Raw genomic sequence first — 11,870 nt, 5'->3', positions numbered from 1 at the left:
TAACACGCCAATGAAAAAGCTCGTCAACCGGGTTTCGAAAAAGAAGGGGCTGCCCCCCGGTTCGCTGGTGCACGTGGGCGAGAAAAAGACCGAGGAGGTGCGGGTTCTCCTCGTCGAGTACAACGAGCAGAAGTTCAACATCAAGGACATAGGCGAAATTTCCGCCTGCTGCGACAGCGCTTTCGAGAATTCCATTCGCTGGATAGACGTTGTGGGCATCCACAAGGTGGATCTGATTGGCGAACTGGGCAAGACGTTTGGAATTCACCCGCTCGTACTCGAGGATATCCTGAACACCAACCAGCGGCCGAAATTCGACGTCTGGGAGGACTACACCTACGTGGTGCTGAAAATCCTCCACTTTGACGAGAAGAGCGGCGAAATCGTGCCCGAGCAGGTGAGCATCATCCTGGGGCGGGACCTGGTCATCACCTTCCAGGAAACCGCGGGCGACGACTTCATCCCGGTGATCGACCGCATCATGAACGACCAGGGACGCATCCGGAAACAGGGCGCCGATTTCCTGTTTTACGCGCTCCTGGACGCGATCGTGGACAATTACTTCTCCATTTTCGAAAAACTGGGGGAGAAGATCGAGGCGATCGAGGAAGAGGTGATCGGCCACCCCGACCGGGACACGATCAACGACATACATTTCATGAAGCGCGAGATGATACTGCTTCGCAGGTCGGTATGGCCGCTGCGGGAGGTGGTAAGCGGCCTGGGACGGGGCGAATCGCCCATGATAAGCCAGGCGAACCTGGTATATTTCAAGGATATCTACGACCATACCATACAAATTATTGACACGATCGAGGTTTTCCGCGATATGCTTTCGGGCATGGTGGACATTTACCTGTCGAGCCTGAACATCCGTATGAACGAGATCATGAAGGTACTCACGATCATCACGACGATCTTCATTCCCCTGAGCTTTATCACGGGGGTATACGGGATGAATTTCAAGTTCATGCCGGGGCTCGAGAATCCGTACGCATATTTCATCGCGATGGGCGTCATGATCCTTATCGGTCTTGGAATGCTCGCGATTTTCAAGAAGCGCAAGTGGTTTTAGATGATCTAAATTTTCCGGCGGCGGGGTTGGTTAAACATGCACGAGCTGTTAATCTGGGGCGGGTTCGTCTTTTTCATCGTGGCACTGCTGGTGTTCGACCTCAAGGTTTTGAACCGGACGCACCACGAGATCAATGTCCGGGAGTCTTTCAAATGGGTGGCATTCTGGATAAGCCTGGCAATCGTCTTTAATGCGGGCATATACTATTACCGTGGAGCCGACAGTGCGCTCGAATTCCTGACGGGCTACCTCATCGAATATTCGCTGAGCGTGGACAATATCTTCGTCTTCATCCTGATCTTCAACTATTTCGCGATCCCCCCCAAGTACCGGCATAAGGTGCTGTTCTGGGGCATCGTGGGCGCGATCGTAATGCGGGCCATGTTCATTCTCGCGGGCGTCGAGCTGATCGAGCGCATACACTGGATAATATACGTGTTCGGGGCATTCCTGATTTTTATCGGCGTCAAGATGGCGTTCGAAAAGGAGAAGGAGGTGCATCCGGAGAACAACCCGATGCTGAAGCTGTTCCGCAAATTCATGCCCGTGACCAAGGATTACCACGGGGCCCGCTTTTTCGTGCGGGAGAAGGGAAAGCTTTTCGCCACCCCGCTGTTCGTGGTGGTCCTGGTCATCGAAACGACGGATGTCGTCTTCGCGGTCGATTCGATCCCGGCCATTCTCTCGATAACCCTTGACCGCTTCATCGTCTACACGTCCAACATCTTCGCCATCCTGGGCCTGCGGGCGCTCTATTTCGCGATGGCGGGCATCATGCCCCTCTTTCATTATCTCAACTACGGGTTATCCGCCATACTCGTGTTCGTGGGCGCCAAAATGCTGGTTACCGGCTATTTCGACGTTAAAATACCGATAAGCGTCGCGCTGGGGGTCGTAGGCGGAATACTCCTGGTTTCCATTCTCGCCTCCGTCTTTTTCCCGCCCAGGGGAAAGAAGTAGCCGCGCATTACATCCCATGAACGCCCCACTCTCCGCGCGCGTGCTGAAGATCCTCGAATGGGATCAGGTGCTCGGCGAGCTTGCGGCGCGCACGAGCAGCGAACCGGGGGCGCAGTGCGTGCGCGCGCTCGCACCGGCCGGGAAAGAGCGGATAGAGCCGCAGCTCCGCATGATCACCGAGATCAAGGAGCTCCTGGGCAAGGGTGAAGCCCCCTCGTTCTCCGGGGTGACCGATATCGCCCCGTCCTGCGTCCTCGCGCGCAAGGGCGGGAGCCTCAAGCTCGCCGAGATCGCGGCGGTGCGCGAATTCGTGATTGCCTCGCAGGCATTGCGCGGGTTTCTCACCCTGCACCGCGCCGATATACCCTCCCTCTCGGACGAGCTTTCCCTGACGAGCCCCTTAAAAGAGATCGGCGCATCGCTCATCCCCGCGCTCACGGACGCAAACGAGCTTTCGGAGGCGCGCTACCCCGTACTCGCGCGCCTCAAGGGAGAAATGTTTCGCCTGCGCCAGGAGACCGAGAAGGCGCTCCTCGCGCTCGTCTACGCGCCCTCGATGGAGCGCGCCGTCCAGGAACGCGTATTCACCACGCGCAACGACCGTTATGTGATACTCGTCAAGGCGCAGTACAAGAACTCGGTGCGGGGCACCGCGCTGGACGTGTCCTCAAGCGGGCAGACCGTCTACATGGAGCCCGATGGCGTCCACCAGGCGAACAACCGGCTTATCTCGCTCTCGGTCGAGCTCCAGATGGAGATAGGGCGCATCGTGCGGGAGCTTTCGGAGCTTGTGGGCGCTCATGCCGACGAGCTCATGGCGAACCTGGAGCGCGCCGCCTACCTCGATTTTCTATGCGCCGCGGCCGCCTTGAGCGCCCACATCCGGGGGAGCGCGCCGGAGGTCCTGGACGAGCCGCGCATGCAGCTCTATGGCGCGCGCCACCCGCTCCTGTACCTGATGAACCCGGGCGGCACCGTCGCCAACGATATTTCGCTTGGGGACCCGTACCGCTGCCTCATCATCTCGGGCGCGAACACGGGCGGCAAGACGGTGCTCATGAAGACCATAGGCCTGTCGGCGCTCCTGCTCATGCACGGGCTTCACCTGCCCGCAGGTCCCGATTCGCGGGCAGGGCTTTACACGGACATCATGGCCGATATCGGCGACGACCAGAGCATCGCCCAATCCCTCTCATCGTTCTCCGGGCAAATCGTGGTCATGGGCGAGATGATCGAGCGCGCCCGGCCGGGAAGCCTCGTGCTCATCGACGAGATCGCGCAGGGAACCAACCCGCGCCAGGGGGCGGCGCTCGCGCAGGCGCTCCTCGAAAGGCTCGTGGAATCCGGCGCGAGCATCATCGTCACCACGCATTACGGGGAGCTCAAGGAGCTCGGATCGGGCGACGCCCGCTTCGTGAACGCGTCCGTATCCTTCGACATGGAAACGCTCGCGCCCACCTACCGGCTGCACGTGGGAATCCCCGGCGCGAGCTACGCGATCGAGATAGCCCGCAACTACGGCGTGCCCGAGGACGTGCTCGCCCGCGCGCAGGCGCTCCTGGACGAGCGCAGCACCACCGCAGAGGGGCTGATAGAATCCCTGCAGCGGCACGCGCGCGAGCTGGACGAGGAGCGCGCCCGGCTCGGGGACGCGCAGGTGGAGCTCGATAAGGAGAAGCGCGCCTTCGCCGACAAGGTGCGCCGCCAGGCCCACACCGCCGAGGAGCTCAAGTTCGAGCGCGGCGTCGAGTTCCTGGACGAGCTCCGCAGTTTCCGCGTGAAGATAGCCTCGCGCATGAAGGAAATACAGCAGGCGGGGATGAAGGACGCGGTCACGCTCCAGAAAGAGGCGCTCGCGATCGAGGCGGGCGTCCGCGGGCGTATGCAGAACGAGGGCCCCGCGCGCTTTCTGGACCGTTATGCGAATTTTGATCCGGACGCTGCGATCCCGGGCGCGCGCGTCCTGGTAATCCCCCTCGAAAAAGAGGGGACGCTGGGCCCGCTCGACCGCGCCGCCGGAACGGCGGAGGTCGTACTGGGCCGGGGCCTCAAGAGCCGGTACCGCTGGAAGGACCTGATGCTCCCGCGCGGCGCTCCCCCCGCGCCGCCCCGCAAGGAAAAGCCGAAGGAGCCGGAGCCCGAGGAAAAGTTCGTGCCGCTCACGGTGCAGACGAGCTACAACACCGTGGACATGCGCGGCATGCGCGTGGAAGAGGCGCTCGCGAAAATGGAAAGCGAATTCGACAGGATGACGCGAAGCGGCATACGCGTGGCCGTGGTCATCCACGGCCACGGGACGGGCGCGCTCAAGGCCGCGGTGCGCAGCACCCTCCCCCATTCGGGCTACGTGATGGATTTCCGTCCCGGTGAAATGGGCGAGGGCGGCGACGGCGTCACGATCGTGACGCTCAGGGACTGAACCGAACAATCCCCGTCAATGCAAATACTGGAGACGCCCTTCATGGGAGATAGTGGCCTCGATGAAGGTGCGGATTCGGATCCGCACCTTCATCGAGGCCGTACCCCCATTTTTTCCATCCCCGACTCCCCTACTCCCTGCGCCCTAGCCGGTGCGCCCTGTTCGGAGCATGGTGCCTGTTTCGCAGTAATGCTTCAATGATTGGGCTATTCATCACGGCCTCCCTGCGCCGCAATCCTTCCCGCCATGACCCATGCGATGATATATGCCGGGGTTATGAGCGCCTGGAAGATCCACGTGGGTATCATGCGTTCGGGCATGACGAACCCGGATGCCACCGCAAGGATGCCCGCCGTAATGATCCCGGCGAGAACGGGAAATACGGTGATGAGCAGGACGCCCCTTCGCTCGATAGGCCTCCTGGCCCCCCACGCGAGCAGGAAGGTCCATCCGAGCATGAGGGAGGCGCCCACCCTGGCGACGTAGAAGTACGCGTCGGTCGCGGCGGACGGGTCCACGCCGAACATGAACGATGCGGCGCGCGGTGAGACGAGCGGCGCCGTCGCGATAAGGTCGGCGAGCGCGCCCGCCCAGTAACAGGCCCTTATAAAAGCACGTGAGCGTTTCATTTCAGCCTCCGTTTCAATAAAAGTATACGGATAGTATCACATGAAACGGCGCAAACGTCTTGACGCATCACGAAAAGGATTTGATTTTCCGCGAAGGCGGCCTATTTTTTTGCCGGGGGTGTCCTTCGCCCCATGGACGGGAAACGGAGGGGTATTATGACGGACGCGCGTCGCGGGGGATCGACGGTTTCGGCGGACCTGGTCAGGATGGTGATGCGTTATACCGCGATTTCCCCCGCGGAAAAGGCGCGCGCCCTACGCGCCGCCGGACTGGAGGCGCACGCGCTCGACGCTCCCGGGGCGCGCGTTTCCACCGGTGAGTTCGACGCGATTCTCGCCGGCCTGCGCCCCGCGCTTGAGGATCCCTTCTTTGGCCTGCATTTCGGCGCGGCGTTCGGAACGCTCATGGAGGGGCATTTCCTTCATGCGATGATGATGAACTCGGCGGACGTCCGGAGGGCGCTGGAAATATTTTTCCGCTACCACGCCCTCATGTCCGACCGCGTGCGACCCCGCCTCGCGGAGGAGGGAAGCGAGGCCGTCATCACCGTGATCGGCGTCACGGTGCCTTCCGCGATAGGACGCCAGCTCGCCGAATCGACGGCCTCGATGATCGTCTCGGTGCTGCGCAGGATAACGGGAAACGCCGTTGCCGTCATCGCGGTCCGCTTCCGCCACGAGGCCCCGCCGGAGCGCGGCGAGTACCGGAAGGTGTTCAACACTTCCGTGGAATTCGGCGCTCTACGCAATGAAATACGCTTCGCGCACGAGGCGCTCGCGAGGCCCCTCCCCTTCGCGAACGCCGGGGCGCGGGAAGCGCTCGCACGCTACGCCCAGGGGCTCCATGAAAAGCTGTACGCGCGGGACCGCTGGGCGCACGCGACGCTCGAGGCGATAGATGCGGCGATACTGTCCGGGGACGACCGGTCGCTCAAGGCCGTGGCCAGGACGCTGGGGACGGGGGCAAGAACGCTCCAGAACCGTCTCGCGGCAGAGGGAACGGGCTTCCGCGCGCTCAGGGACCGCGCGCTCAGCGAGACTGCGGAGGGCTGCATGACGCGCGGCGAGATGTCGTTATGCGAGATCGCCCTGCTCCTGGGGTTCTCGGAGCAGAGCGCGTTCAACCGCGCGTTCAGGAAATGGACCGGCAGCACGCCCGGAGAATTCAGGAAAAGGGGAAGCGCCAAACGCCATGAATGAGAACGGGCTTTCATACTAACATGCAGCTTCCGCAGGCGCCCTTCATGGGAGATGGCGAGATAGAAAGGATCGGACCATTACAAAAAATCATGGAATACGCGTGCGGTCGCCTCAGCGGATCTTTTCTAGCACAAGCGCCTCGTACCCGGCCAGGCTGAACGATAGCTGGGTCAGCACCTCGCCATGGGGCCTGTGCGTAGAATGGATCACCTTCCAGAGCGATTCGTCTTCCACAAGCACCGTGCGGGAAGAGCCCTTGAAATTGAGCGCCACGAAGCATTCCTCTTCGCGGTATATCCGGTAGTACGCCATCACTGCCCGGGGAAGCTCGGTTATGGAAATCCACGCCCCCCGATGCAGGGCGCGTTTTTCCCCCCTGAGCCGGATGAGCGATTTGTAGAACTCGAGGAGCGAACCGGGATCCCCCTCCTCGCGCTCCACGTTCGCCGACCGGTAATCCGCGCCCACGGGAAGCCATGGCTCGCCGGTCGTGAAGCCCGCGTGCGCGCCGGGCGTCCACTGCATGGGCGTGCGCTCCGGGTCGCGCCCCTTGTCGAACGGCCAGTATTTTTTTCCCACGGGGTCCTGTATGTCGCGCTTCCGGATCGCGCCGTTGCGCATGCCCAGTTCCTCGCCGTAGTAGACGAACGGCGTCCCGCGCAGGGTGAGGAGCATCGTCGCGGCAACGCGCGCGCGCGCCTGGGCGTCCCGTCCGCCGCCGATACGGCTTATGCTGCGGGGCTGGTCGTGATTGGAGAGCACATAGCACGGCCAGCCCTCCGGCGGCACGTGCGCGTCGTACATGGCCACGCGCTCCCTGAACACGCGCGCGTTCCACTTCGAAAAGATGAGCGAGAAATCGAACGCGAGGTGGAGCTCGTCGGCCCCGTTTCCCAGGTAGCTCGCGGAAAGCTCCGGGTCGCCGGGCTTTTCGGCGTAGACCTCGCCCACCGACATGCGCTCGTCGTAGCGGTCCAGGAGCTTCCTGAATTCCCTGGCGATATCGTGCATCTCTGGGCGGTTGCGGTCGTAGATATGCCTCTGCATGTCGTAGGGCCGCGGGTGCTCCCCGATCGTGCACGGGTTGCTCCGCCACCGGTCGTCCTTGACGAAATAATTCACGACGTCCAGCCGGAAGCCGTCCACGCCCCTGTCCAGCCAGTATTTGACCTCGCCCCACATCGCCTTCTTGAGGGCGGGATTGCGCCAGTTTACGTCCGGCTGCTCCTTGAGGAAGGAATGCAAATAATACTGGCCCGTCTCCTCGTCCCACTCCCACGCGCGCCCCCCGAAGGCGGCCATCCAGTTGTTGGGCGGATTCCCGTTTTTCCCGTCGTGCCAGATATACCAGTCGCGTTTCGCGCTCGATCGCGAGGAGCGCGACTCGATGAACCAGGGATGCATGTGCGACGTGTGGTTGAGCACCAGGTCCATGATGACGCGCATTTTTCGCTTATGCGCCTCCCTGATGAACCGGTCGAAATCCGCTGACGTGCCGAAAATGGGTTCGATTCCGCGGTAGTCGGAGATATCGTAACCGAAATCGTACATGGGCGAGGTGTTGATGGGCGAGAGCCAGACCCCGTCCACACCCAGGTCCTTTATATAGTCGAGCTTTTGGGTGATGCCGGCGATGTCACCTATGCCGTCGCCGTTCGCGTCGAGAAAGCTGCGCGGGTATATCTGGTAGATCACGCCGTGCTTCCACCACACCCGCGCCTCGTCGCTGCGCTTATCTTTTTTCTTAGCTGCGGATTTCGATTTTGGCGGCATTGTCCCCCCTCGTACGCGCGCCGCGGTCACTGGTGCACCGCGGATGGAATTCGGTATCATAAATACTTTCGGGGACGATGGCAAGCAAAAATAGAATTGACGGGCGGAGAATGACGTGTCAGGTAAAACGGAATCGCGGACGGGGAGAGGAACCCATGAAAGATAAGCTCGGAAAGGGCATGTCGCGCAGGGAGCTTTTGAAATTCGCCGGGGCGCTCGCGGCGTATACGGCCGTGCCGGGCATCCCCGGGTGCGTCTCGCTTCCCGCGAAACCGCTTCCCCGGATCGACTATACGCGCGGGCTCGTCATTAAGAACTGTTCCGTGATCGATACCGTTTCGGGCGCGCTCATGGAAAACGCCACGCTGCGCATTCGCGGCGAAAAGATACTTGCGCTCTCGCAGCGTGACGATATCGATGCCCCCGGCGCCGCGGTGATCGATGCGGGGGGGCGCTTCGTTACCCCCGGGTTCGTGGACGCGCACTGCCACACCACGGCCTCGCCCGTGTTCACGATGAGCCCGCTCGACATGTTCAAGCACGCCACGATGCAGAAACGCCATTTTGTCGCCTCGATCGAATCGGGCGTAACCACGGTCCGCGACATGGGCGCCTTCCCTCCCCTTCTTCACGGGTTCATGAAGGACATAGACGAGGGGGGGCTGATAGGCCCCCGGGTCGTTCACTGCAACTCCATCCTGAACATCGCCGGGAGCCACCCCGACATACCGGTCTCCGAGGTCTCCGTCTTCGCGAAACCGGCGTCGCTGTTCATCGGGATGATGATGACGAACTTCGAGGACACGGCCGAGCTCCGCCGCGTGATGGACGAGAACGCACGGGGCGCTTCCTTCATCAAGCTCACGGTGGACAACAAGTCGATCTTTCCGCGCACGGGAGACATTCCCTGCTACAGCGACGAACAGCTCGCGCTGATCTTCGACTACGCGGCGAAGCAGGGCCTTCCCGTCGCCTGCCACCATCATCGCAAGTGGGGCTTCGACCGCATGATGAAATACCCGATACACTCGCTGGAGCACACGGTGTGCGATGCCCTGCTCTCGGACGCGGAGCTCGATACGCTCGTGAAGAAAGGCGTATCGGTCGTGCCCACGCTGACGGTGGCGCAGTCGTATCTTTTCGACGAGGCGTACGGGAAGATTCCGGACGGGTTCGACGACGACCTCATGCGCGAAGAGCTCGCCGCGCGGCGCGCCTACCTGCGTTCGGACGCCCTGCGCCACTGCGATCCCGATCTTCACGCGGCAAATATGGACGTGCTCAGGTATTATCGGCACCCCGGCCTCGAAAAGCTCTGGGAGAACCATATTTACCTGGTCGACCCGGCGGTCTATTTCGGGATCATGAAGTACGGGATGCGGAACGTGAAGAGGATGCGCGACGCGGGCGTCCCCATGGGCGTGGGGATCGACGCGGGCATGCCCTTCTGCTATTTCGGGGGCTACTACCGCGAGCTCGAATGCATGGCGCGCGCGGGCCTCACGAACGCCGAAATTCTACGCTGCGCCACCGTGAACGGCGCGAGGATCGTGCGCATGGAGGACAGGATCGGCACCGTCGCGGAGGGAAAGCTCGCCGACCTGGCGCTATTCGACAGGAATCCGCTGGAAGACATCACCGCCTGCCGCACGCCCGCCGCGGTGATGAAGGCGGGCAAAATCCTGCACTGCGAGAAATCGTTTCCGGTGTGCCGGTTACCGGAATCCCGAAATTAATTATTTCCGGGAACCGTCTGTTTCAACAAACGCGGATTATCGGTAACGATGCCGTCGATCCCCCACCCGTAGAGCCTCTTCATGTTGTCCGCCCTGTTGATGGTCCACGCGAACACCGGGACACCCATGCCGTGCGCGTCGCGGATGAAGCGCTCCGTGATGATCCGGAATCCCTGCCGATGCGCGCCATGCGAGTCCTCGGGATAATTGGTATTAGAGAACTCGGACACCATGATCACGTCGCCCGCCGGCGCGTACAGGCGCGCAAGACCGATTTTTTGCAGGAGCATGAACACGATGACGTCGTGCACCCCGAATGAACTGCACAGCGACGGGTATTCCCTGCGTATCATGGACAAAACGGAATCGCTGAAAGAGCCGATCACGACATATTCTTCTGCGTGATATTTTTGAACGAGTGCGACCACCTTTTTCGCGAACACCGGGGCATGGTACTTGATATCGATCGAGAGAAGTTTCCGGGGATATGCCGCGAGCAGCTCTTCGAGGGTCGCGAGGACGTATCCCTTTCCGCGGAAGGGATATATCGCACCTCCGTCAAAGCTTATATTGTAACCGGCATCAAGCTTCTTGAGCTCCCCCAGCGGGAAATCCCCGATATTCCCCTTCCCGTTCGTGCATATCGAAAGGTCGCCGTCATGCGAAATCATCACGACCCCGTCGCTCGATTCCCAGACGTCGCATTCGAACAGGGATCCCGGATCGATCTCGTGGCAGAGCCTGAAGGCGTCCATCGTGTTGCCGGGCGCCTCGACGGAGGCGCCGCGGTGGCCGGATACGGTGAATTTGGCAAGATGATTCAAGAAGGGTTTCTGCGTTTTCTTCGCATTTGAAAAGGTAGCGATGGCCAGGGCGACTCCATAAATGACGGCGCAAGAGGCGCAAATTATTAGAATCATTTTCATGTTAAATCCTTAATTTCCCAGAAATATTCAGCCTCGTTTAAGAAAACGCTTTATAATGTCACCAACCAGAACACGGCTCATGAAATGAACACTCAGCGCCGGCCCATGCAATGCTGAATGGTTGTTTATACATTGCCGAACGACAAGCAAAAGTCAATTAATTATCACTGTCTGCTGAGTACAGGCTGCGGTCATAAATAAATATGATTTGAACAAATTTTCGCGTCATCGTACGTTCAGCCATGAGCCGACTTATCCTCATCCTTGAACTTGTGCTAGGGGTGCTTGCATTCTCGATATACCTTGAAGGAGGCGACATCCTCTCGCTGGTCGCACTTTCCCCGTTACTTCTCATTCTGTTATTTCCCCCGATTACGGCACTCGCCATATGGCCTTTGGACAGGGTGATTACCGCTTTCCGCGTCGCCTTGGGCGGGGATTCCTTGAAACGGGGAGATCCCGTATCCGCGCATATCCTGGATTTTTGCGAAAAGACTTCACTTCACGGCGTTTTTATCGGATTGACAGTCGGACTCGTAATTCTCCTCTGGAATTCAGGAAAACTCTCCTTCAACCTTGCATACCGTGTCGGAATTCACGCCGCCACCGGAATGATTGCGGCGCTCATTGCAGTCATCGTGTTGAAGCAGGCGAGCGGCATTTTCCGGAAAAAGAACATGGAATTATCGGGGAAAAACCGTGTTCCGCCCGATGCGCTACGCCAGCTCTGCGAAAGGTACGGGATAACCCGCAGAGAAAAGGAGATCATCGGCATGATCGCAGGCGGTTCAACCAACCGCGAAATAAGCCGGGCGCTGGATATCACCGATGATACGGTAAAAAATCACGTATATAATATTTTCCAAAAAACGGGCGTAAAAAACCGCAACGGTCTGGTTGGATTGCTCCTTGGTATGAAAAATGTCGACTAGTGCCTGGGAATTTCCCCCCAGTAAAAGTTTTTTTATAAAAATGAGAAATTACTCCCATTTACAGGCACCCAATAAGTCGCCTTAATTTGTGGTAACCGGGCTGGTACGGATGCCGCGAATAACTTCATGCGGCCGCCATTCCCGGTAACAGGATATTTACGGAGGTTGTTATGACACGTTTTCTCATTTCCCTTATTCTCCCCCTCGGATCAATTTTTCT

Annotated in this window: 9 protein-coding genes; 6 read left to right on the top strand and 3 right to left on the bottom strand. The window is 59.9% G+C overall.

Going from position 1 to position 11,870, the window contains the following annotated elements:
- Positions 1-10: 10 nt before the first annotated feature.
- From corA to EPN93_09445, 3 genes are read left to right on the top strand one after another with little or no spacing between them, the layout of a single operon-like run.
- Positions 11-1,075: a magnesium/cobalt transporter CorA gene (gene corA, locus EPN93_09455; protein ID TAL35676.1), complete on the top strand. Its 1,065-nt coding sequence runs from the start codon at positions 11-13 to the stop codon at positions 1,073-1,075.
- A gap of 36 nt (positions 1,076-1,111) precedes the next feature.
- Positions 1,112-2,035: a TerC family protein gene (locus tag EPN93_09450; protein TAL35675.1), complete on the top strand. Its 924-nt coding sequence runs from the start codon at positions 1,112-1,114 to the stop codon at positions 2,033-2,035.
- Between the two features lie 16 nt (positions 2,036-2,051).
- Positions 2,052-4,454, top strand: a complete 2,403-nt coding sequence (locus EPN93_09445; GenBank protein ID TAL35674.1) for a hypothetical protein — start codon at positions 2,052-2,054, stop codon at positions 4,452-4,454.
- A gap of 206 nt (positions 4,455-4,660) precedes the next feature.
- On the opposite strand, the gene EPN93_09440 is transcribed toward EPN93_09445, so the two are convergent.
- Positions 4,661-5,083: a hypothetical protein gene (locus EPN93_09440; protein ID TAL35673.1), complete on the bottom strand. Its 423-nt coding sequence runs from the start codon at positions 5,081-5,083 to the stop codon at positions 4,661-4,663.
- Positions 5,084-5,215: 132 nt separating this feature from the next.
- Between EPN93_09440 and EPN93_09435 the strand changes: the two genes are divergently transcribed.
- Positions 5,216-6,283: an AraC family transcriptional regulator gene (locus EPN93_09435; protein ID TAL35672.1), complete on the top strand. Its 1,068-nt coding sequence runs from the start codon at positions 5,216-5,218 to the stop codon at positions 6,281-6,283.
- A gap of 111 nt (positions 6,284-6,394) precedes the next feature.
- Here the strand turns inward: EPN93_09435 and EPN93_09430 are convergent, their stop codons facing one another.
- Entirely contained in the window at positions 6,395-8,056 is a 1,662-nt protein-coding gene (locus tag EPN93_09430) for an alpha-glucosidase (protein TAL35671.1), read from the bottom strand.
- 77 nt (positions 8,057-8,133) lie between these two features.
- On the opposite strand from EPN93_09430, the gene EPN93_09425 reads away from it, so the two are divergent.
- On the top strand, positions 8,134-9,792 hold the full coding sequence (locus tag EPN93_09425) for a hypothetical protein (protein ID TAL35670.1): 1,659 nt from the start codon (positions 8,134-8,136) through the stop codon (positions 9,790-9,792).
- Here the strand turns inward: EPN93_09425 and EPN93_09420 are convergent.
- Positions 9,789-10,718, bottom strand: coding sequence for a glycerophosphodiester phosphodiesterase (locus EPN93_09420; GenBank protein ID TAL35669.1), 930 nt, complete (start codon positions 10,716-10,718; stop codon positions 9,789-9,791). The genes EPN93_09425 and EPN93_09420 overlap by 4 nt on opposite strands.
- A gap of 242 nt (positions 10,719-10,960) precedes the next feature.
- On the opposite strand from EPN93_09420, the gene EPN93_09415 reads away from it, so the two are divergent.
- Positions 10,961-11,650 carry a LuxR family transcriptional regulator gene (locus tag EPN93_09415; protein TAL35668.1) on the top strand — a complete coding sequence of 230 codons (690 nt, stop codon included), beginning with the start codon at positions 10,961-10,963 and terminating at the stop codon, positions 11,648-11,650.
- The last annotated feature ends 220 nt before the right edge of the window (positions 11,651-11,870 follow it).

The organism is Spirochaetota bacterium (assembly GCA_004297825.1).
In the GTDB taxonomy this organism is placed as follows: Bacteria; Spirochaetota; UBA4802; order UBA4802; family UBA5368; genus FW300-bin19.
Note: the sequence above shows the minus strand (reverse complement) of the source record. Positions and strands in the feature narration are given on the sequence as shown.